General features: G+C 47.5%; 23 protein-coding genes. 17 read left to right on the forward strand and 6 right to left on the reverse strand.

Annotated elements, in window-relative coordinates:
• Window position 1 precedes the first annotated feature (1 nt).
• Window positions 2-343, forward strand: a complete 342-nt coding sequence (locus AC1RRX_RS16950) for a cupin domain-containing protein (RefSeq protein WP_042634851.1) — start codon at window positions 2-4, stop codon at window positions 341-343.
• On the forward strand, window positions 337-696 hold the full coding sequence (locus tag AC1RRX_RS16955; protein ID WP_144464922.1) for a DUF4937 domain-containing protein: 360 nt from the start codon (window positions 337-339) through the stop codon (window positions 694-696). The genes AC1RRX_RS16950 and AC1RRX_RS16955 overlap by 7 nt, the downstream gene beginning before the upstream one ends.
• Window positions 697-732: 36 nt before the next feature.
• Here the strand turns inward: AC1RRX_RS16955 and AC1RRX_RS16960 are convergent, their stop codons facing one another.
• Window positions 733-1,554 carry a manganese catalase gene (locus AC1RRX_RS16960; RefSeq protein ID WP_012116856.1) on the reverse strand — a complete coding sequence of 274 codons (822 nt, stop codon included), beginning with the start codon at window positions 1,552-1,554 and terminating at the stop codon, window positions 733-735.
• An 84-nt stretch (window positions 1,555-1,638) separates the two neighbouring features.
• Entirely contained in the window at window positions 1,639-2,691 is a 1,053-nt protein-coding gene (locus AC1RRX_RS16965) for a TRAP transporter substrate-binding protein (RefSeq protein ID WP_015239187.1), read from the reverse strand.
• An 80-nt stretch (window positions 2,692-2,771) separates the two neighbouring features.
• Between AC1RRX_RS16965 and dctS the strand changes: the two genes are divergently transcribed.
• The 8 genes from dctS to AC1RRX_RS17005 all read left to right on the forward strand — a co-directional run bounded on the left by dctS (window position 2,772) and on the right by AC1RRX_RS17005 (window position 11,119).
• Window positions 2,772-4,394 (forward strand): two-component system sensor histidine kinase DctS, encoded by a 1,623-nt coding sequence (gene dctS / locus AC1RRX_RS16970; RefSeq protein WP_014416956.1) that lies wholly within the window; start codon window positions 2,772-2,774, stop codon window positions 4,392-4,394.
• The gene (locus AC1RRX_RS16975; protein ID WP_042634858.1) at window positions 4,369-5,040 is read left to right on the forward strand and encodes a response regulator; all 672 of its coding nucleotides are present in this window, start codon (window positions 4,369-4,371) and stop codon (window positions 5,038-5,040) included. Before dctS ends, AC1RRX_RS16975 begins: the two co-directional genes overlap by 26 nt.
• Before the next feature lie 108 nt (window positions 5,041-5,148).
• On the forward strand, window positions 5,149-6,405 hold the full coding sequence (gene dctP / locus AC1RRX_RS16980; protein WP_012116859.1) for a C4-dicarboxylate transporter DctP: 1,257 nt from the start codon (window positions 5,149-5,151) through the stop codon (window positions 6,403-6,405).
• Between the two features lie 185 nt (window positions 6,406-6,590).
• Window positions 6,591-7,640, forward strand: coding sequence for an AI-2E family transporter (locus AC1RRX_RS16985; protein ID WP_007410215.1), 1,050 nt, complete (start codon window positions 6,591-6,593; stop codon window positions 7,638-7,640).
• 101 nt (window positions 7,641-7,741) lie between these two features.
• Entirely contained in the window at window positions 7,742-8,668 is a 927-nt protein-coding gene (locus AC1RRX_RS16990) for an ABC transporter ATP-binding protein (protein ID WP_144464924.1), read from the forward strand.
• The gene (locus AC1RRX_RS16995; protein ID WP_007410217.1) at window positions 8,661-9,428 is read left to right on the forward strand and encodes an ABC transporter permease; all 768 of its coding nucleotides are present in this window, start codon (window positions 8,661-8,663) and stop codon (window positions 9,426-9,428) included. The genes AC1RRX_RS16990 and AC1RRX_RS16995 overlap by 8 nt, the downstream gene beginning before the upstream one ends.
• Before the next feature lie 94 nt (window positions 9,429-9,522).
• Window positions 9,523-9,858 (forward strand): hypothetical protein, encoded by a 336-nt coding sequence (locus AC1RRX_RS17000; protein WP_007410218.1) that lies wholly within the window; start codon window positions 9,523-9,525, stop codon window positions 9,856-9,858.
• 115 nt (window positions 9,859-9,973) lie between these two features.
• Window positions 9,974-11,119 carry an acyl-CoA dehydrogenase family protein gene (locus AC1RRX_RS17005; RefSeq protein ID WP_094032119.1) on the forward strand — a complete coding sequence of 382 codons (1,146 nt, stop codon included), beginning with the start codon at window positions 9,974-9,976 and terminating at the stop codon, window positions 11,117-11,119.
• A 26-nt stretch (window positions 11,120-11,145) separates the two neighbouring features.
• Here the strand turns inward: AC1RRX_RS17005 and fbpB are convergent, their stop codons facing one another.
• Window positions 11,146-11,292: a Fur-regulated basic protein FbpB gene (fbpB, locus tag AC1RRX_RS17010; protein WP_003156206.1), complete on the reverse strand. Its 147-nt coding sequence runs from the start codon at window positions 11,290-11,292 to the stop codon at window positions 11,146-11,148.
• Complete coding sequence (locus AC1RRX_RS17015) at window positions 11,279-11,458, reverse strand: Fur-regulated basic protein FbpA (protein ID WP_003156203.1); 180 nt, start codon at window positions 11,456-11,458, stop codon at window positions 11,279-11,281. The genes fbpB and AC1RRX_RS17015 overlap by 14 nt, the downstream gene beginning before the upstream one ends.
• Window positions 11,459-11,671: 213 nt before the next feature.
• Between AC1RRX_RS17015 and AC1RRX_RS17020 the strand changes: the two genes are divergently transcribed.
• Window positions 11,672-12,565 (forward strand): cation diffusion facilitator family transporter, encoded by an 894-nt coding sequence (locus AC1RRX_RS17020; RefSeq protein WP_015239191.1) that lies wholly within the window; start codon window positions 11,672-11,674, stop codon window positions 12,563-12,565.
• Here AC1RRX_RS17020 and AC1RRX_RS17025 read toward each other — a convergent pair.
• Window positions 12,562-12,879, reverse strand: a complete 318-nt coding sequence (locus tag AC1RRX_RS17025; RefSeq protein WP_003156200.1) for a thioredoxin family protein — start codon at window positions 12,877-12,879, stop codon at window positions 12,562-12,564. The two genes, AC1RRX_RS17020 and AC1RRX_RS17025, sit on opposite strands and share 4 nt — an antisense overlap.
• A gap of 153 nt (window positions 12,880-13,032) precedes the next feature.
• Between AC1RRX_RS17025 and AC1RRX_RS17030 the strand changes: the two genes are divergently transcribed.
• From AC1RRX_RS17030 to AC1RRX_RS17050, 5 genes are all read left to right on the forward strand, one after another.
• The gene (locus tag AC1RRX_RS17030) at window positions 13,033-14,118 is read left to right on the forward strand and encodes a D-alanine--D-alanine ligase (RefSeq protein WP_043021431.1); all 1,086 of its coding nucleotides are present in this window, start codon (window positions 13,033-13,035) and stop codon (window positions 14,116-14,118) included.
• Window positions 14,119-14,194: 76 nt separating this feature from the next.
• A complete protein-coding gene (locus AC1RRX_RS17035; protein WP_094032118.1) occupies window positions 14,195-15,565 on the forward strand; it encodes a UDP-N-acetylmuramoyl-tripeptide--D-alanyl-D-alanine ligase in 1,371 nt (456 codons plus the stop codon).
• A gap of 329 nt (window positions 15,566-15,894) precedes the next feature.
• On the forward strand, window positions 15,895-17,379 hold the full coding sequence (gene cshA / locus AC1RRX_RS17040) for a degradosome RNA helicase CshA (protein ID WP_020953895.1): 1,485 nt from the start codon (window positions 15,895-15,897) through the stop codon (window positions 17,377-17,379).
• Between the two features lie 116 nt (window positions 17,380-17,495).
• Window positions 17,496-17,975: a PH domain-containing protein gene (locus AC1RRX_RS17045; protein ID WP_007410226.1), complete on the forward strand. Its 480-nt coding sequence runs from the start codon at window positions 17,496-17,498 to the stop codon at window positions 17,973-17,975.
• Window positions 17,965-19,431, forward strand: coding sequence for a PH domain-containing protein (locus tag AC1RRX_RS17050; RefSeq protein ID WP_031378638.1), 1,467 nt, complete (start codon window positions 17,965-17,967; stop codon window positions 19,429-19,431). Before AC1RRX_RS17045 ends, AC1RRX_RS17050 begins: the two co-directional genes overlap by 11 nt.
• On the opposite strand, the gene AC1RRX_RS17055 is transcribed toward AC1RRX_RS17050, so the two are convergent.
• Entirely contained in the window at window positions 19,428-20,027 is a 600-nt protein-coding gene (locus AC1RRX_RS17055; RefSeq protein ID WP_003156193.1) for a rhomboid family intramembrane serine protease, read from the reverse strand. The two genes, AC1RRX_RS17050 and AC1RRX_RS17055, sit on opposite strands and share 4 nt — an antisense overlap.
• A gap of 92 nt (window positions 20,028-20,119) precedes the next feature.
• Here AC1RRX_RS17055 and acpS point away from each other — a divergent pair, with 92 nt between their 5' ends.
• Window positions 20,120-20,485, forward strand: coding sequence for a holo-ACP synthase (gene acpS / locus AC1RRX_RS17060; RefSeq protein ID WP_007410229.1), 366 nt, complete (start codon window positions 20,120-20,122; stop codon window positions 20,483-20,485).
• Window positions 20,486-20,585 lie beyond the last annotated feature (100 nt).

Here is a 20,585-nt window from a genome sequence, read left to right on the forward strand (position 1 = left end):
CGTGTCTGACATGCTGAATTTGCTCGCTATCGCCAATAAAGTTAAAGAAAAACACGACAATTTTTCAATCGCGGAGATCAATGACCACTGTGTGCGCCTCGCAGTGTTTACGGGAGAATATGACTGGCACCATCACCCTGACTCAGATGAATGGTTCATCGTTCTGGAAGGGGAGCTGCTGATTGATTTTAAGGACAAAGAAACCGCAGTGCTCAAGGCAAATGACAGCCTGCTCATCCCGAAAGGCACGATTCACCGCACCCGCTCTTACGTCAGAACCGTGAATCTTTGTGTCGAGCATACGCATGCGAAAACAGTCATCACAGAGGAATTGTCATGCTGATCAAAAAGATTGTATGTGAAACAGACGCTGCAAACGCTGAAGCATTTGCGCAAGCACAGTCAAGGTGGGGAGCATTATCATGTGTAAATGGCTTCGTCAAACAGGCCGGCGGCTGGCGGAAAAACGCAGACGGCCTGTTCATCGCAGAGATCATCAGCGTTTGGGAGAACAGACAGGCCTATGATGATTTTATGGAGAACGAACATGACCGCATATACGAAGAAATCGGGCAGAAGGCTGCGATTCTTTCAATAGAAGTGATGCTGTATGAAGAGGATGAACCTGTCATTCACGAGCTGTTACATCACCCGGACATCCGATACGAACCGGACTGGACGGTTCAGAAGGCATAATGAAAGCCCAAAACAGTTTGTTTTGGGCTTGTGTCTTTACTCGCGTCCGGGAAGCGTGTTGTGGACATACGGCGGGACAGGATCCAGCTTAGCTATTTCGCCGTGCGCTTTCGGTTCCTTTTCGTATTCAAATGGTTCTCCGTCCGGCGCTGTTTCCTTCAGCCAATTTTGTTCAGCGCTTTCTCCGCCATCTGAGAAATGAATAAGCTTATGGGAGAATGACTGTTTTTCCAGTGCCTTCGGGAATGTGGAAGGAACGATCGGGCCTTCCTGTTCTTCTAATTCTTTAATGGCCGCAAGCCATTGGTTTTGATGCATGGTATCGCGGGCCAATAAAAAGCTGAGCATATCTTTCACGCCTTTATCATCGGTCATTTCATACAGGCGTGCGACTTGAAGCCTTCCTTGTGATTCGGCGTTCAGATTGGCGCGGAAGTCTGCCAGAAGGTTTCCGCTTGCGACGATATAGCCTGCGCTCCACGGAACGCCCGTGCTGCTCTCCGGCATTGCGCCGAGTCCTGAGACAATTGCATGATGCGGATTCATCCCGCCTAAAATGGACCCGATGACCGGATCATCAGCCGCTTTTTCCTGCTCTGCCAGCGGGGCGTCTTCTAACAGTCTCGCAATCATCGTCGCGATCATTTCGACATGGCCGATTTCTTCCGTCGCGGTATCCATCAGAAGATCCTTATATTTTTCATTGCCCCGTGTATTCCATCCTTGGAACAAATATTGCATGGCGACGGATATTTCCCCGTATTGTCCCCCTAAAATTTCCTGCATCTTTTTTGCGAACAGCGGGTCAGGACGATCCGGTTTAGCCGGATGCTGCAGTTTTTTCGTATGTGTAAACATGTCTCCATCTCCTTTTTTTGCTCTGTCCCTATTTACTTCCCCGGCGGGAAAAGGGATGAAACGGAGATGGGCGTATTGGTCCTGCTAAGGCTCGCGGCGCAAGGATAACAAATCCTGCACAAGCCCGCGGCCGATCACCTGTTCATATTGTCCGTAAATCGGGTCGAGGCGTTTCATCCATGTGTTCTTTTCCGCTTTGCTCAGCACATGAATATGAATGGATGAATTCTTCTTTATCTCTTCAAGCTGGTCTTTATTCATTTTCTCAGCGGAGGCTTCGTTCCATTCCGTCGTTTCTCTCATCGCCTCCGTTAAGATGGTTCTCGTTTTTTCTGTCTGCGAATTCCAGAAATGCTCGTCGGTCATCACGGCATAACCGAGGTACCCGTGATTGCTGATTGTCAAATAATCTTGAACATTATAAAATTTTTTAGAATAGATATTTGAAATCGTATTTTCTTCTCCGTCTACGAGATTGCTTTCCAAGAGCTGAAACGTGGAATTAAAGGAATCCTGCCGCGGGCGCGCGCCGAGCAGACGGTACTGGTCTTCGATCACGCTGCTCGGCATGATCCTGAGCGCCTGTCCTTTCAAATCGTCCGGAGTGAAGATCGGCCCTTTATTTGACGTAAGCTGCTTAAACCCGTTCGTCCAGTACGCCAGACCTTTCAAATGATGCTTTTCTAAAGAAGCGAACAGGCGTGTGCCGATTTTGCCGTTCAGGCCTTCTTGCACGGCTTTATAGTTTGTAAACGCGTAAGGCAGATCCAAAACACCCCATTCGGGAGACAGTGATCCGAGCTTTGAGGTGGAGGGAGCGATGAATTGCACGTCCCCGTTTTGGAGGGCGTTTATTTCTTCATTATCTGAATAGAGGCTCCCGTTTGGAAACACCTCTACTTTAATGGTGCCGCCGGACTTTTGATAGACAAGGTCGGCAAACTTATTCGCCGCCCGCCCTTTTGGCGTGTTTTCAGCAACGACATGGCTGAATTTGAAAACGATTTGATCTTTCAGGCCTTCCTGTTCGTCATCATAATACGGTTCTTCCGTTGAGAAACGATCATGAAAGCCGATGAATAAAGCGGTTCCGATACCGAGTACCATCAGGCTGAGACAAGTCAGCAAGCTTTTCATCGAAAACCCCCTCCGCCATTTTCTATAACAAGCATAATCGGGCGGGCCGTTTTCGTAAAGAGACGGAAAGGAAGAGGCCAATGACGAAAAAAAAGCTCACCATCCGCTGGAAAATCACCATACTTTCGTATATCGTCGTGCTTTTTACCTTTTTGATCGTCGGCATCGTGCTGATCGGCAATATTCAGCATACAGAGGAGCGCGAGCTGAAAAAACGGCTGATGAATACCGCGCGGACGGTATCTGAGATGACCGATGTCAAACGCGCCCTCGAGCAGAAAAAACAAAGGGAAGACGTGCGCCATGCGGTCGAAGAAATAAGGATCATCAATGAAGCGGACTACATCGTCGTCATGGATATGGATCATATCCGCTATTCACATCCCGTCAGCACAATGATCGGAAAGCGTTCAAGGGGTGAGGACGAAGCCGCGGCGTTCGCCGAGCACATTTATTTTTCCGAAGCAAAGGGAGAAATCGGCACCGCCGTCCGCGCTTTTTATCCCATTAAAGACCGGGATTTGAATCAGATCGGGGTCGTTCTGGCCGGTAAAACGCTGCCCGGATTCGGTGAAATTCTTCTTCAGCTGAAACATGAAATACTGTTTATCGTTCTGCTGGCGCTCGGGTTCGGACTGGCCGGCTCCTTTTTGCTGGCCCGCCACATCAAAAAACAAATGTTTTGGCTGGAGCCCCATGAGATCGTGAGAATGTATGAGGAACGGACCGCTACGTTTCATTCGATGAATGAGGGCGTCATCGCGATCGATAATCAGCATCACATCACCATTTTTAATGAAAAAGCGAAGCAGATATTCAATGTCAGACAAGAGACCGATGGCAGGCTGATCTGGGACGTGTTAAAAGATTCGCGGCTCCCTGAGATCGTCGAGCGGAACCGAGCCGTATATAATGAAGAAATCCAAGTCAGCGGAAAGGTGATCATGAGCAGCAGAATTCCGATCGTCATGAAAAAGAAGGTCATCGGAGCCGTCGCCATTTTTCAGGACAGGACGGAAGCCGCGAAAATGGCGGAAGAACTGACAGGTGTGAAAAATTTTGTCGATGCGCTCAGAGTTCAAAATCATGAACATATGAACAAGCTTCACACCATCGCGGGACTGATTCAGCTCGGAAAATCAGAAAAAGCGCTCCAGCTTGCTTTTAAGGAATCATCAGAACAAGAAAGCGTCACCGATTTTCTTCATCAGGCCATTCAGAATGACGCTGCGGCGGGACTGCTGTTAAGCAAAATCAAAAGAGGAAAAGAGCTTGGCATTTCTGTGAAAATTGATGAAAACAGCAGTTTCTCGGCATTTCCGGAACATGTCGACCAGCATGACATCGTCGTCCTGCTCGGCAATTTAATTGAGAATGCGTTCGGCGCATTCGAAACAGCGGACACGGAGGACAAACATATTGACATCAGTATCGAGCAAAATGATGAAGTGCTTGCTATATTAATAGAAGACAACGGAAGCGGGATTTCCGATCAGCACATCCCGCGCCTTTATGACAAAGGGTTTACCGTCAATAAAACGGGAGGAACGGGATACGGCTTGTACCTCGTCAAACAAATCGTCGACAAAGGGATGGGCGTTATTGAAGTCGACACACGGCAGGGACAGGGAACGGCATTTTCTATTTTATTTCCGATGAAGGGGGAGGAATCATTCGATGGACATCAAGGTGCTGCTTATTGAAGATGATCCGATGGTGCAGGAGGTGAATAAAGAATTTATCACCGGTGTTTCGGGGTTCAGCGTCATCGCCACAGCCGCTGACGGAGACGAGGGAATCAGGCTTATTAAAGATCTGCGGCCCGGGCTCGTGGTATTAGACGTATACATGCCGAAAAAAGACGGAATTAAAACGCTCCAGGAAATCAGAAAACAAAAGCTCGAAGTAGACGTCATCATCGTCTCGGCCGCAAAAGACAGAGAAACAATCCAGCTTATGCTGCAAAACGGTGCGGCCGACTATATTTTGAAGCCGTTTAAGCTGGAGCGGATGAGACAGGCGCTCGAAAACTATAAACAATATAAACGGAAAATTGAAGAGCATGACACCATGTCGCAAGAGCAGCTTGACATGCTGCTTAAAATTCCGCAAAATCCGTCCCGCGATCTGCCGAAGGGGTTAAATCATTTTACGATGAATGAAATTTTGACCTATATGAAACAGCAGACGGAGCCGCTTTCAGCTGAAGAAGCCGCCAAAGCGCTCGGAATCGCCAGGGTGACAGCGCGGCGTTATCTTGATTTTCTTGAAAAAGACGGCCAGATTAAGCTCGACATTCAATACGGGGGAGTGGGCCGGCCGGTTAACCGCTACAAATTCGTCCGCTAGCCGAGACCAAAAAGACCAAAATGTCCGTTATGATCATAAGCTTCCCCTCTTTGTTTGAAAACGCTATCATTTTTGTATAGACGCAGCGAGAGGCAAGGGGGAGTAGGGATGAAAATTTTCAAAAATCTTACGGTGCAGGTCATCACGGCGGTGATCATCGGCGTCATTGTCGGACTCGTATGGCCTGAGGCCGGGAAGCAGATGAAGCCGCTCGGCGATACATTTATCAATGCGGTAAAAATGATTATCGCACCGATCATATTCCTGACGATCGTGCTTGGCATCGCCAAGATGGGAGACATGAAAAAAGTCGGCAAAGTCGGGGGAAAAGCATTTATTTATTTTGAAGTCGTGACCACCATCGCCCTTATTATCGGACTTCTGGTCGTCAATATCATGAAACCCGGTGAGGGGCTTGATTACAGCAAGCTTGAAAAAGGGGATGTCTCTCAGTACACGCAAAACGGGGGACAGGGGATTGACTGGATTGAATTTATCACTCACATCGTTCCGTCAAATATGGTTGACGCTTTCGCAAAAGGCGACATTCTTCAGGTCTTATTCTTTTCTGTTTTATTCGGTGTCGGCCTGGCGGCGCTCGGTGAAAGAGGCAAAAGCATTATTGATTTCTTCGATAAACTGTCGCACGTTTTTTTCAAAATCATCGGCTACATCATGCGCGCGGCGCCGATCGGCGCATTCGGGGCCATGGCCTATACGATCGGGCACTTCGGCCTTGATTCCATCAAGCCGCTGGCGAGTCTGATGCTGTCTGTATACGTTACGATGTTCCTGTTTGTATTTGTCGCTTTGAATATCATTTGCAAACTATTCGGTTTCAGCTTGTGGAACTATCTCCGTTTTATTAAAGATGAACTGCTCATCGTTCTCGGCACAAGCTCTTCTGAGTCCGTCCTTCCGCGGATGATGGATAAAATGGAGCGCTACGGCTGTTCCAAATCGGTTGTCGGCCTTGTCATTCCGACGGGATATTCTTTTAACCTGGACGGCACCTCGATTTATCTGTCCATGGCGACGGTTTTTCTGGCGCAGGTGTTCGGCGTTGACCTTACCATCGGCCAGCAGGTTACGATCATTCTCGTGCTGATGCTGACATCAAAAGGCGCGGCGGGCGTAACCGGAAGCGGATTTATCGTGCTCGCCTCCACTTTATCGGCGCTTCAGGTTATTCCGCTGGAGGGGCTGGCGCTGCTCCTCGGCGTTGACCGCTTTATGAGTGAAGGAAGGGCGATCGTCAACCTGATCGGAAACGGAATCGCCACCATCATCGTAGCCAAGAGCGAAAATGAGTTTGACGAAGCGAAAAGCACACAGGCCGTAAAAGAAATGAAAACGGCGGTATAAAAGGAAAGGAACGGTATGCATCGGGCATGCCGTTCTTTTTTTCGGCCGCCATGAGTAAAAAAGATAAATTTGTTTAAATTTATTAGGAGGTGGACAAAGACCTTAGCGTCATTTTGTTATATAATTTACAATTAGAGAGTGAAAGATGAAATCTAAGGGCTTTTTGTCCTAGCAGGAGTGTATAAATGGCGGCTATTTTTAAATTTTTTCAGCATCCGGGTGTCAGACGTTTTTCCGTTTTTCTTGTTTTGACTGGGGTGTTAGTTGTATTCCGAAGTATGATTAATTTGATTTTGCTTACGTTTATTTTTACTTTTCTGATGGATCGGCTGGAGACTGTCATCCGGCACGTGTTGAACCATTTTTTCCGGATCAGCCAGAGGGTGGTCATCACCGTTTTATATATTGCGCTGGCTGTCGGGGCGACTGTCGGAGGCTTTGTCTTTTACCCGATTGTTGCCAAGCAGATTGAACAGCTGATTAAGCAGATCAAGCACATCGCGTATCATCCCGATGTCATTCCGTTTTATGATGAGATATCGAGCGTGTTCGGCGATATCAATATCGGTTCCTATGTAAAAGAAGGTTTTAATGTACTGTATACATACTTGGCCGATATCAGCACTTTCGGTTTGCAGGTCGTGATGTCACTGATTCTCAGCATGTTTTTCCTGTTCGAGAAAAAGCGGCTCACGGAGTTTATGAAAAAATTTCAGCACAGCAAGCTGTCTGTTTTTTACTACGAACTTGCTTATTTCGGCAGCAAGTTTGCGAGAACATTCGGCAAAGTGCTTGAAGCCCAATTTATTATCGCGCTGGTGAACTGTATCCTCACCTTGATCGCATTGGCGATTCTGCATTTTCCGCAGCTGTTCGGCCTGTCCATCATGGTCTTTTTCCTCGGGCTCATTCCCGTTGCGGGTGTGGTGATTTCGCTCATTCCGCTCAGCATCATCGCGTATACGACGGGCGGCGCAGCGTATGTCATCTACATCGTGCTGGTCATTTTCGTCATCCATGCGATTGAGACGTACTTCCTTAATCCGAAACTGATGTCAGCGAAAACGGAACTGCCGATCTTTTTTACCTTTACAGTTCTGATTTTCTCGGAACATTTCTTCGGCATTTGGGGCTTGATTATCGGAATTCCGATTTTTGTGTTCCTGCTCGATATTCTGGATGTCGTCAATAATGAAGAGAAGGAAAAAAACGGACCGGTCCCGGATAAGACATAACGTCGGCTCCGGCTCTTCACGAATATATGACTAATGTTATAATGCAGACAGTGCCTATGTACGGGCACTGTTTATTTTTTGTGAAAAAGGAGGAAGGCTGTATGACTGAGCCGATTTTACATATTGAAGGCCTTGACAAAACAATAAGCAAAAAGCACATTTTAAAAAACATCAGCATGGATGTCAGGCAGGGCGAGATCATCGGTTTGCTCGGTCCGAACGGGTCGGGAAAAACCACACTTATCCGAATCATCGTCGGTCTTTTAAAGAAAAACAGCGGCACGATTACAATTAACGGCTTTCAGCACGATGCTGATTTCGAAAAAGCGCTTGAATCCGTCGGAGCGATCGTGGAAAATCCTGAATTCTACCCGTACCTGACGGGGTGGGAAAATCTGAAGCACTTTGCCAACATGCACAAAAACATCAAAGAGGACAGGCTTCAGGAAGTCATCGAACGGGTCGGGCTCACCAATGCCGTTCATGACAAAGTTAAAACGTATTCCCTTGGTATGCGTCAGCGTCTCGGGATTGCACAGGCCATTCTTCACCGTCCGAATCTGCTCATTTTAGATGAACCGACAAACGGGCTTGATCCCGGCGGAATGAAGGATTTCCGCGATCACTTAAAGGAACTCGCGGAGCTTGAAGGGACGAGCATCCTTTTTGCGACGCATTTATTGCGTGAAGTGGAGGACCTTTGCGACCGTGTCATCATCATTCAAAAAGGTGAGATCAAAACAGAGGTTGTTCTGCGCGGCGCTGAGGAAAAAGAAGAAAAAGCCGTCCTCGATATTCAGCCGGCTGACGAAGCATTAGAATGGCTGTCCCAACAGCAATTTGCTCCGGAGAAAAACGGCGGGGGCATTACCGTCACCGTAGCGAAGAATGACATCCCGGCATTAAACCGTGCGCTCGTCGGACAAGACTTTCTCGTGTATTCCATCATGCCGTATGCGGAATCGCTGGAGGATGAATTCATGAAAGTGACGAGGGCGCTTCAAGAGGAGGGGGAGACGAATGTTTAAATTGACAGCGAATGAGCATATGAAACTCTTTAACCGAAAAGTCTCATTGGTGGCGCTGATTCTGATGGCCGTTCTCCAATTTATTATGGCGCTTGTCATTAAACGGCTTGTCATCAGTTCCGGAACGGATGAGAATTTCATCGGCTATATGGCGTACGCGCCCGGGCTGAATATTCTGCTTGAGGCATTAACGATCGTGATCGCGGCAACAATCATTTCCGCTGAATTTGATAAGAAAACGATCAAATTTTTGTTAATCCGCCCGGTAAAGCGGGAGCGGATTTTTGTATCTAAACTCATTACCGTATTTTTGGTCAGCTTGTACCTGTATGCGGCGTACTATATTCTGTCTCTGCTGTTCGGCATGGCTTTCTTCGGCGTGTCGGTGACATCTGAATCAGGGACGCTTCTTATGAACACCCTGAAAGTAATCGGCACGAACTGGGTCGAGGCGTTTGCGATGGCATGCTTTGGCTTGTTGTGTTCTTCTGTATTCCGAAACAGCGCAACGGCCGTCATTTTGTCATTTATCGTGCTGTACGGCGCAAAATCACTCGTGACGATTATGTCGCTCTTCCAAAACAAATGGGGAAGTTTTCTGCTGTTCGCAAATACTGACCTGACGCAATATATGAGCGGGGCGAAACCGCTGTTTGCGGGAATGACGCCGTTATTTTCCGCAGGCATTATCATTATCCATATCGTATTCTTCTTAGCCGTCGCTTGGTGGAGCTTTTGCAAACGCGATGTTCGGGTATAAAGTAAAGGAATGACATTTTTGTGAAAAAGATCACGATAAATCAATAATTTATGCTATTTTGATTTATAATAAAGGTAATGACGGAGGTGCTCACTTGAGAAATTTTATTACCGCATTACCGATTGTGTTATTGCTTGGTTTTTCCTTTGTGTCATTCATGTTCCAATTCGAACATCTTGTTTATTTCAGGCTTGCGCTGGGTTTGTTTTCTACAGTGGGGCTGTTTCTCTTATATAAAATGAAGTCGGGATTCCGTTATTTCATCATCTACCTGTATGCAAGCTGGATCGTGCTTGCGGCAGTTACCGCGTTTGAAGAGCCGATTTTTTCAAGCTTTTTCTTTGGCGGGCTTGTGATGACGATGGGTTATCTCACATATATGCTGATTTATCTCGGGCTTAAGCAGGACCGCGGCCCGGAAGCAGTCTGAACGCGCTATTCCATGGAATAGCGTGTTTTTTTTGTACAGCCTCATAGTTGCGAAACGAGACTTGAATCTCTATAATACTTATTAACTTTATCGGAATTATAATGGGGGGATTCCAGTGTCTTTATGGATACAGAATGAACGGCAGAGGGAATGGATGGAAAAAATCGGCCTGCTTGCAGACGAATTTCAAAAAACAGCCGCGCTTGATGATGAGGCGGGCCGTTTTCCCGCGGAGAAAATTCAAAGACTGCGCGACGCGGGATATACGGCGTTAACGGTACCTGAGGTATTCGGCGGTGCAGGCATTTCCGTTTATGATATGGTGCTGTTTCAGGAACGGCTGGCGCGAGGAGACGCGGCCGTTGCTCTCGGAATCGGCTGGCATTTATCCGTCATGGGTGAGCTCGGAGAAGGAAACAGCTGGGATGAAGATGTCTTTTCATTTATCACAGAAGAGGTGAAAAAGGGAGCTGTCCTGAACAGGGCAGCGACGGAACGGCAGACCGGCAGTCCGACGAGGGGAGGAAGACCCGGCACCTCCGCTGTCAAAAAAGACGGAAAATGGGTGCTGAACGGCCGAAAAACCTTTACAACCCTTTCACTGACTTTGGATTATATGCTTGTGACGGCATGGATTGAAGAAAAACAAACGACCGGTGTTTTTCTCATTCATAAAGATCAGGCAGGCGTTTCAGTCGAGGAAACATGGGATATGATTGCCATGAAGGCGACCGGAAGCCATGATCTCCTTTTAGATCATGTCATGGTCAGTGACGAGCGGCTTGTGGAGCTTATCAGCGGGCCGAGAGCGGCGAAAGTGAATGGCTGGCTGCTTCACATTCCGGCTGCTTATCTGGGCATCGCTCAAGCGGCAAGGGACTATGCCGTCCGGTTTGCATCCGAATATTCGCCGAACAGCCTGAAAGGACCGATTAAAGACGTGCCGGCCGTTGGGCAGCGTGTCGGGGAAATGGAGCTTGAATTGTTAAAAGCGAGACAGTTTCTCTTCACGGCGGCGCAAATGTATGATGACCCGAAACGCCGTCCTTTCATCAAAAGCGAGCTTGGCGCCGCAAAACATATTGTGACAAATGCGGTCCTTTCTGTTGTTGATAAAGCAATGAGAATCACCGGCGCAAAAAGCCTGGAGCGAAACAATCCGCTTCAGCGGTATTATCGGGATGCCCGGGCCGGCCTTCACAATCCGCCGATGGACGATGCGGTCATCGGCAAATTAGCGGCGGAAGCCTTTGAGCAATAAAAAAAAGAGCCTGAAAAAGGCTCTTTTTATGTATGGCTGTTGTGCCGGAGCAGTTTTTGATGCTTGCGGTCAATTCTGTCATAGATCACATTCATCAGCTTTTGATTATTCATAATGGCCGCCTTGTTTTCTTTTATCAGCTGTTCGTATGTTTTTATTTTACGTTTCGCCATGAGCCCGCACCTTCCTTACATATTTGTATTCGCTTTCTAATTCTCCGAGCGATAATTCATATAAATGCCGTTCCGACTTTTTGTATATTCCGTTATTGATCAGCAAATGGATCAGATGTTTTTTTCGTCCTTCAACTGATGATCTGAGCTGAGGAGAAGACCTCATGATTACCCTCCTAATCAAATGATATTGAGAATCATTATCAGTTAATGAAAGTATACAATGGGCATATTCATATGTAAAGGGAAAATACCGCCAATTTTTCGACAAAAAGTTTCCCGGGGAATAATGCTGTCGAATATTGCACTTGCTCAGATCAAAGCTGCTATTTTTCCGCTTTTCCATCCATACTATGAATGAGAATGGAGGAGTCCTTACATGAATGATCAAACGGCAAACTTAAAACGGGGCGAAAAAGGCGCGATTCTTAATATCGCCGCGTACCTCATCCTTGCCGCCGTCAAACTGGTGATCGGTCTTATTTATCATTCCGAAGCGCTCAGAGCGGACGGGTTAAATAATGCCACGGATATTGTCGCATCACTGGCTGTGCTGATCGGGCTCCGGATTTCCCAGCGCCCCGCGGACAGTGATCATGCCTACGGACATTATCGGGCTGAAACAATTTCTTCATTAATTGCGTCTTTTATTATGATGGCGGTCGGTATTGAAGTGCTGATCGGAGGAGCAAAGGCGATTGTCAGCGGAACGGAGGCCGAGCCGAGCTTCATTGCGGCATGGACGGCGCTCGGAAGCGCGATTGTAATGTACGGCATGTATGTATATAACAGCCGTCTTGCGGATCGGGTTAAAAGTTCTGCGCTTCATGCGGCGGCGAAAGACAGCCGTTCTGACGCCTATGTCAGTATTGGGGCGTTTATAGGCGTCTTAACCGCCCGGCTTCATCTGCCGTGGGTTGATCCGGTCATTGCTTTTCTGATCGGAATCATCATCTGTAAGACGGCATGGGACATCTTCAAAGATGCTTCCCACTCATTGACGGACGGGTTTGATCTGAAAGATTTGGAGCCGTATAAACACACGGTGAAAGAAATAAAAGAGGTCAGCAGGCTGAAGGATGTGAAAGCAAGGTATTTGGGGAGCACGGTTCATGTGGAACTGGTCATTACGGTAGATCCGGGACTGTCTGTGAAAGAAGGCCATGAAGTAGCCGATGAGGTCGAATATGCAATAAAACATGAACATGATGTGACTCATGTCCATGTTCATGTAGAGCCTGAAGTCATAAACAAAGATCGTGAAACGAATTAAATATGCTGTGATAAAAACTCTGTGACTTCTTCGGGCGTTTTCGCGTTTGCGCTGTGAAGATGCGCTTTCTTTTCGCCGTTTTTAAAGATCAGAAGGCTCGGTATGCCCATTACCTGATATTTGTCGGCAAGCTCAGGGAGCTCGTCTCTGTTCAGTTCATACCAATCATTTTGATTATATTCTTCCAAAATATCGCCGATGAACATATTCATGCGCGTGCAGTCAGGGCACCAGTCAGCGAAAAATTTCACGATGATTTCCTTGTCGGATTGAATAAGTTCATTAAATTGTTCTGTTGTACTGATTTTTTTCATATGACACATCTCCTTTTCCATGCCATTTTAATATAAAATAAAAAGGAATTACATACAAATGCTTTCATATTCAGAATGCCCAAAAATAATTAGATCATTTTCTGAGGAAAGTGATAAGATAGTAAAGATGAATTGTTGTGGGGGGAATATCCATTGAAAACAAGTCTAGGATTGGTGTACGGCGGAAAGTCAGCCGAACACAATGTATCGCTGCAGACAGCATTAGCTGTAACAAAAGCGCTTAATACTGAGAAGTTTGATATACATCCGATTTACATCACTGAAAAAGGAGAATGGCAAAGAGGCCCGCTGCTGACTGAGCCGGTTTCCAACGTGAAAATGCTTCAGCTGGAACAAAACGGTGAAAGTTTCGCTCTATCAGCATTGAACCGGGAAATGTTTCCTGAAGCGTCGCCTGACGAAAAGGCGCCGATCGATGTCGTATTTCCGCTTCTGCACGGACCGAACGGTGAAGACGGCACCATTCAGGGTCTGCTGGAATTGCTGAACGTTCCTTATGTCGGCAACGGGGTGCTTGCATCATCAGCCGGCATGGATAAAGTCATCATGAAGCATTTGTTCGCTCAAGCGGGGCTTCCGCAGGCGAAGTACGCCGCTTTCTTAAAAAAGGACTGGAAACAGACGCCGGACAGCTGCTTACAGCAGGTTGAAGAGGAGCTGGGATATCCGTGCTTCGTCAAACCGGCGAACCTCGGATCAAGCGTCGGAATCAGCAAATGCCGAAACCGTGAAGAGCTTGAAAAAGCCTTCGAACTGGCTTTTGAGTATGACCGGAAAATTGTGGTGGAAGAAGGAATCGCCGGCAGAGAAATCGAAATCGGCGTACTCGGAAATGACGAACCGAAATGCTCCGCCGTCGGTGAAATCGCGCCGAAAACCGACTTTTACGATTACAAAGCGAAATATGAAGACGGCGACACGGATTTAATGATTCCCGCGCAAGTGACGGATGAACAATATGCGGAAATCAGCGAGATGGCGATTAAAGCCTTCAAAGCGATTGACGGATCAGGCCTTGTCCGCGCCGATTTCTTCCTGACCAATGACGGTCAAGTGCTCATTAACGAAGTGAACACAATGCCGGGCTTTACGCCATTCAGCATGTTCCCGCTGCTTTGGAAAGAAGCAGGCGTAGAGTACAGTGATCTGATCGAACAGCTGGTTGAGCTGGCAAAAGAACGCCATGCCGAAAAACAGCTGATTAAACATACATTTTAATGAAGACGGACACTGCCTGAAGGGGCAGTGTCTTTTCCCGTAACAGACAACATTTTCAGAAAGCGAGGTGCCACCTTTGATAAAGCGAACTGTAAAACGAATCGCAGACATGGTCAAAGGCACACTGACAAATCCCGTATTTGAACAAACAATGATTGAGGGCGCCGCAACGGATACGCGGACTTTGGAAAAAAATCAGCTGTTCATTCCTTTAAAAGGCGAGCATTTTAACGGCCACACCTTTGTGCCGCAAGCATTCGAAAAAGGCGTTTCCGCGGTGTTGTGGGAACGCTCCGAATCGAATCCGCCGGAGGAGCGTGCTGTCATCTTGGTCGATGACACGCTGGAGGCGCTGCAGACATTGGCAAAAGCTTATTTGGAAGAGCTCGGCACACGAGTTATCGGGGTGACCGGGAGCAACGGAAAAACGACAACGAAAGACATGCTTCACGCCGTTCTCGGCACGCAGTACCGCGTTCACAAAACCGCCGGCAATTTCAACAATCATATCGGCCTGCCGCTGACCGTGCTTGCCATGCCTGAAGATACAGAAATCGCCGTTTTAGAAATGGGGATGAGCGCGAGAGGCGAAATTGATTTTCTGAGCCGTCTTGCTGAACCGGAAGCGGCCGTCATTACCAATATCGGCGAATCCCACATGCAGGATTTAGGCTCAAGAGAAGGAATTGCGGAGGCGAAACTTGAAATTATAAACGGACTTCGGGAAGACGGCGTTCTGTTTTATTTCGGGGATGAGCCGCTGCTCCGCCAAAAGACGTACACTTGCCGGACAACGACATACGGCGCAGGCGCGGACAATGATCTCCGCCTGAAAGAAATAAAACAGGCGGAAGAAGGCACGTACTTCAATATCGACGGGATCGACCGTTCTTTCTTTATTCCGGTTCTCGGCAGACATAATGTGATGAATGCTATGGCCTCATACGCCGCCGGCATCTATTTCGGCATTACGCCGGAAAATGCCGCTCTGGGACTGAGCCGCCTGAAGGTGACGGGTATGAGATTGGAACTGGTCAAAACGGAAAACGGCATCTCAATCGTAAACGACGCGTATAATGCGAGCCCGACGTCAATGAAAGCGGCGGTCGAATTAATCGAAACAATGAAAGGCTATCGGAAGAAAATGCTCGTGCTCGGTGATATGCTTGAACTTGGTGATGAAGAAAAAGCATTCCACGAAGAATGCGGAGCTGCGGTCAATCCGGCGGAAATCGACCATGTATTTACTTACGGCACACTCGGCGCATTCATCGCTGACGGAGCGCGCCGGCATTTTGAAGAAGGGCGCGTCAGCCATTATCTTGACAAAAAAGAACTGCTTCACGCCATACAGGAAATGGCCGCTTCCGGCGATCTCCTGCTGTTTAAAGCATCAAGAGGTATGAAGCTCGAAGAAATCGTTAAAGATTTATTAGAGAAGAACTGAAAAAATACCGATCAGCATTATAAAATTATCAAAAATGAAGAAACTAATTCAGGGTGAAATAATTCTGTCCGTATGAAAAAGAAATCCCGCCGGCTGGGAAAACCCGCACGGTGCGGGGGCCGGCATCATTCGCGGGAAGAATCCGGTCAGGCCGCTTCCGGCCGCCTGACCATCTCGCCTTATTGAAAAACACATACTGTAATGGTAAGATTAAACGTAAAGTAATTCGGGCTTTGTATACGTACGATCCTGTCTTTTGAATGAAAGGACAGTTTTTAGTGGTAAATCACGACATTACTGAAACAGCAATTAGAAGGAGTTTGAATAATTTGACTATAACGTTTCAAGATTTTCAATTAAGTTCTGATCTCATGAAGGCAATTAATCGTATGGGATTTGAAGAAGCAACGCCGATTCAGGCACAAACGATTCCGCTCGGACTTTCAAATAAAGACGTCATTGGACAAGCGCAAACAGGTACAGGTAAAACAGCTGCGTTTGGTATACCCCTTGTTGAAAAAATGAACCCCGAGTCTCCTAATATTCAAGCAATCGTAATCGCGCCAACCCGTGAATTAGCCATTCAAGTATCTGAAGAGTTATATAAAATCGGACAAGATAAGCGTGCGAAAGTACTGCCTATTTATGGCGGACAGGATATCGGACGTCAGATCCGCGCATTGAAGAAAAACCCGCATATCATCGTAGGTACGCCGGGGCGTCTTCTTGACCATATCAACCGCCGCACGATCCGTTTAAACAACGTGAATACGGTTGTTATGGATGAGGCTGATGAAATGCTGAACATGGGATTCATTGATGATATTGAATCCATTCTCTCAAACGTGCCGAGCGAGCACCAAACGCTCTTATTCTCAGCAACAATGCCTGCGCCGATCAAACGGATCGCAGAGCGTTTCATGACTGAGCCGGAACACGTAAAAGTAAAAGCGAAAGAAATGACTGTGTCCAACATTCAGCAGTTCTACTTGGAAGTGCAGGAGCGCAAAAAATTCGATACCCTGACTCGTCTTCTTGACATTCAGTCTCCGGAACTTGCGATCGTATTCGGACGTACGAAACGCCGTGTCGATGAGCTTGCTGAAGCCCTGAACCTTCGCGGATATGCGGCTGAAGGAATTCACGGCGACTTAACGCAGGCGAAACGTATGGTTGCGCTTCGTAAATTTAAAGAAGGTGCGATCGAAGTGCTTGTAGCGACTGATGTTGCCGCCCGCGGACTTGATATCTCAGGCGTTACCCACGTTTATAACTTTGACGTGCCTCAAGATCCTGAAAGCTACGTTCACCGTATCGGAAGAACGGGCCGTGCAGGAAAAACGGGTATGGCGATGACGTTTATCACACCGCGTGAGAAAAGCATGCTTCGCGCGATTGAACAAACGACAAAACGCAAAATGGACCGCATGAAAGAGCCGACGCTTGACGAAGCATTAGAAGGACAGCAGCAGGTGACGGTTGACCGTCTGCGCACGGCGATCAGCGAAAACAACTTGAACTTCTACATGACGGCAGCTGCGGAATTGTTAGAAGATCATGATGCAGTGACAGTTGTGGCTGCAGCCATTAAAATGGCGACAAAAGAGCCGGACAGCACGCCTGTACGCCTCACTGATGAAGCGCCGATGGTCAGCAAACGCTATAAAAACCAGCGTACTTCTAAGCGCAGAGACGGCCAAGGCGGCGGCTACCGCGGCGGCAAAGGGAAAAACAACAACCGTTCTTCCTACGATAAAAAACGCTCAAGCGACCGCCGTTCTTCAGGTGACAGACGCCAGAAAAAATCATACTAAAACACAGGAAGCGGACCCTTTTACGGGGTCCGCTTTTTTTTGATATGCCGGAAAGTGAATCTTTTTTGCAAATCAGCCGTATTTGTATGTATGATAAAAAATGGGAGGTAGGTATGTTGAGAGCACAGCCAAAAAATCGAATCAGTCCAAGCGGCTTAAAAGTCTGGCGTCTTCAGGAAATCATCCTGTCCGCCTTCTGTCTTCTGGCCGTTATAGCAGCAGCTGTTTTAAGCCATTTCTTCCATTGGCCGTATTGGATCACCGGAGTCCTCGGCATCATTTGGATATTCGGTTCAGTGATATCCGTCTATGCCATACCGAAAATCAGGCACAGGATCTGGCGCTATGAAGTCCATGAAAATGAAATTGATATTCAATCCGGCATTTTTATTGTCAAACGGGTCATTGTGCCGATGGTGAGGGTGCAGCACGTAGATACTTCACAAGGCCCGCTCCTCAGAAGGTACCGTCTGGCCTCAGTCAAAATTTCTACGGCGGCAACCGTTCATTCCATTCCGGCGCTTGATATGGAGGAAGCTGACCGGCTGAGGGATTCCATTTCCCGTCTGGCAAGGGTGACGGAAGATGATGTCTGAGCCGAAACGTCTGCACCCGGCGGCCGTGATTTTGAACTTATTCCATATTATTATCGAAACCATTAAAAACATTATTCTGCCATTTTTTCTCGTCTATATTGTAAACTCCAACCACTTCATCCGCTTTTACGGAGGCATTGCGCTCGCCGTCCTGCTTATCTGGCTGATTACGGCTAGTGTGATCGAGTGGAGAAAATTCACATACCGGATTGAGGACGGAGAATTCAGAATTGAAGAAGGCTTGTTTTTTACGAAAAAGAGATACATCTCCATTGACCGGATTCAATCAATGAATACGAGTGCCGGCATCATTCAGCAGCTTTTTAAGCTTGTTAAGCTTCAAATCGAAACGGCTGGCGACGGGAAAAACGCCGAGGCCGTCTTATCCGCCATTACTGTGGAAGAGGCGGAACGGATCAGAGCGGCTGTTTTTCAGCAAAAAGCGGAACAAGAAGAACGAGGGGAGACCGCAGCGGAGCAGGAGCCGATGCGCGGGGAAGATGTGCAATCCGTTTACCGATTGTCTGTAGGTGAGCTGCTTATGGCCGCCTCAACATCCGGGGGAATCGGTGTCATCATCTCAGCGGTATTCGCCCTCTTTTCTCAGATTGATGAAGTACTTCCGATGGACTGGCTCTATGACAGGTTTTCTTTTCTCAAGCATGCGAGCATCGGTATATACGCCGTGATCATTTTCATAGGATTGTTCATCGCCTGGCTGTTAAGCATCGCCGGTATGATGATCAAGCATGCCAACTTTAAAATAGAAAAAAAGGAACACGAATTGGTCATTACCAGAGGAATTATTGAAAAACATCAAGTGACAATCCCGCTCCGTAAAATCCAAGCCATTAAAATGAAAGAAAATGTGATCAGGCAATTATTCGGATACGCGACGGTGGCGATTGTCAGCGCAGGCAGTGCGGGGAATGAGAAAGAAGGAGCACAGACGATTCTGTTTCCGATCATCCGCAAATCAAAGCTCGGAGTGATGCTGAACGGTTTCACACCGGATTACGTGCTGGAAGAAAACCGGAATCATTTGCCGAAAAGGGCGCTGCGCCGGTATTTATTCCGATCCATAATCTTCTCGGTTTTCGTGATCATCCCGCTTTGTATTCTGTTTAAGCCGTGGGGATATGCATCGCTCCTTGTGCTTCCCGTCGAACTGGTGCTTGGATATGCCTCGTTTAGGACAGCGTCATGGTGCATAAACGGCGGCAGGCTTCAGATTACCACGAGGCTGGTCGGGAAGACGACCACGATTATGCTGAGAAGAAGAATGCAGATGTTTGAAGTCAGCCGCTCCTTTCTGCAAAAAAGAAGGCGGCTCGCATCTGTGGCTACCGCAGTGAAATCAGCTCACCACATGGAGCATGTCATGCTGAAGGATGTCAGCGAGGAAGATGCCGAACGCATCGGGCGCTGGTATTCATATGAAAAAGCGGACGGTTAATACCGCCGCTTTTTTTGCTGCACGCATAAAAAGGAAAGCAAAAATCCGCCTGCCAGTCCGAACAAATGCGCCATAATGTTAATATTAGAGTTGATAAACGTCGACAGCACCGCGATGATAAGCAGGGTCATAATCATTTTCGACTGATCCCGGCCGATCAGCTCCTTGCGGAAAACAGTCAGAAACACATACACGCCGAAAAGTCCGAAGATCGCGCCGGATGCGCCGACATGCACATAATCAAGCGGTTCGGCAAGATACGTGCCGATATTGCCGATGATGCCCGATGCGATGTACACAATCAGAAAACGGACTTTTCCGAGCATCTGCTCAAGCGGGGGCGCGAATAAAAAGAGAGACATGGAGTTAAACAAAAGGTGAGTGAAATTCGCGTGTAAAAACATCGGTGTCACCAGCCGCCACCATTCTCCCGAGGAAACGCCGTAATTATAGCCGGTCACAGCATCTGACCACATCATGACGGAATGAAGCGGCATACTGAAAAACAGCCACAAGAACGCCTGCAGCGCCAAGATACAGCTGACGGCCGGATAACGTCTGATAAAAGTCTGGAAATTTTCCGTTCGTATAAACATCGCAAGCCCCTTTGCATCTGATTTGTTACATATATAGTAACACGTTTATGACATAAACCGTTTTTTAGTACGGACTTTTAGGAGGAATTCACATGATTTTCGGAATCGGAATCGACATCGTTGAACTGCACAGAATTGAAAACATGCTCAGCCGGCAGGCAAGATTTCCGCAAAGAATATTGACGGAGGCTGAATACGCCCGTTTTACATTGCTGTCGGACAAAAGGAAAATTGAATTTCTCGCGGGAAGATTTGCGGCAAAAGAAGCCTTTTCGAAAGCATACGGCACAGGTATCGGCAAAGAGCTCAGCTTTCAGGATATTGAAACTGGAAACGACAAAGCGGGAAAGCCTGTGCTGGCCTGCGCCAAGCTTGACGGCGCGGCGGTTCACGTCTCCATTACCCATACAAAAGAATACGCCGCGGCACAGGTCGTGATTGAAAGGTTGTCACGCTAGTCTGCATATTAGCCGGAACCCCTTCATATATTTGATAGTGCATTAAGGGAGACAAGTTGTTTGAGGCTTTTATGGTACGCGTCCGTCCGTTCAGGGCGTA

Source organism: Bacillus sp. GW821-FHT11D08 (assembly GCF_058808515.1).

What these genes read in the sequence shown, in the direction of transcription:
- AC1RRX_RS16955 (WP_144464922.1), top strand. Translation starts at nt 337, where the DNA reads ATGCTGATCAAAAAGATTGTATGTGAAACAGACGCTGCAAACGCTGAA.
- AC1RRX_RS16960 (WP_012116856.1), bottom strand. Translation starts at nt 1,554, where the DNA reads ATGTTTACACATACGAAAAAACTGCAGCATCCGGCTAAACCGGATCGT.
- AC1RRX_RS16965 (WP_015239187.1), bottom strand. Translation starts at nt 2,691, where the DNA reads ATGAAAAGCTTGCTGACTTGTCTCAGCCTGATGGTACTCGGTATCGGA.
- dctS (WP_014416956.1), top strand. Translation starts at nt 2,772, where the DNA reads ATGACGAAAAAAAAGCTCACCATCCGCTGGAAAATCACCATACTTTCG.
- AC1RRX_RS16975 (WP_042634858.1), top strand. Translation starts at nt 4,369, where the DNA reads ATGGACATCAAGGTGCTGCTTATTGAAGATGATCCGATGGTGCAGGAG.
- dctP (WP_012116859.1), top strand. Translation starts at nt 5,149, where the DNA reads ATGAAAATTTTCAAAAATCTTACGGTGCAGGTCATCACGGCGGTGATC.
- AC1RRX_RS16985 (WP_007410215.1), top strand. Translation starts at nt 6,591, where the DNA reads ATGGCGGCTATTTTTAAATTTTTTCAGCATCCGGGTGTCAGACGTTTT.
- AC1RRX_RS16990 (WP_144464924.1), top strand. Translation starts at nt 7,742, where the DNA reads ATGACTGAGCCGATTTTACATATTGAAGGCCTTGACAAAACAATAAGC.
- AC1RRX_RS16995 (WP_007410217.1), top strand. Translation starts at nt 8,661, where the DNA reads ATGTTTAAATTGACAGCGAATGAGCATATGAAACTCTTTAACCGAAAA.
- fbpB (WP_003156206.1), bottom strand. Translation starts at nt 11,292, where the DNA reads ATGGCGAAACGTAAAATAAAAACATACGAACAGCTGATAAAAGAAAAC.
- AC1RRX_RS17015 (WP_003156203.1), bottom strand. Translation starts at nt 11,458, where the DNA reads ATGAGGTCTTCTCCTCAGCTCAGATCATCAGTTGAAGGACGAAAAAAA.
- AC1RRX_RS17020 (WP_015239191.1), top strand. Translation starts at nt 11,672, where the DNA reads ATGAATGATCAAACGGCAAACTTAAAACGGGGCGAAAAAGGCGCGATT.
- AC1RRX_RS17025 (WP_003156200.1), bottom strand. Translation starts at nt 12,879, where the DNA reads ATGAAAAAAATCAGTACAACAGAACAATTTAATGAACTTATTCAATCC.
- AC1RRX_RS17050 (WP_031378638.1), top strand. Translation starts at nt 17,965, where the DNA reads ATGATGTCTGAGCCGAAACGTCTGCACCCGGCGGCCGTGATTTTGAAC.
- AC1RRX_RS17055 (WP_003156193.1), bottom strand. Translation starts at nt 20,027, where the DNA reads ATGTTTATACGAACGGAAAATTTCCAGACTTTTATCAGACGTTATCCG.
- acpS (WP_007410229.1), top strand. Translation starts at nt 20,120, where the DNA reads ATGATTTTCGGAATCGGAATCGACATCGTTGAACTGCACAGAATTGAA.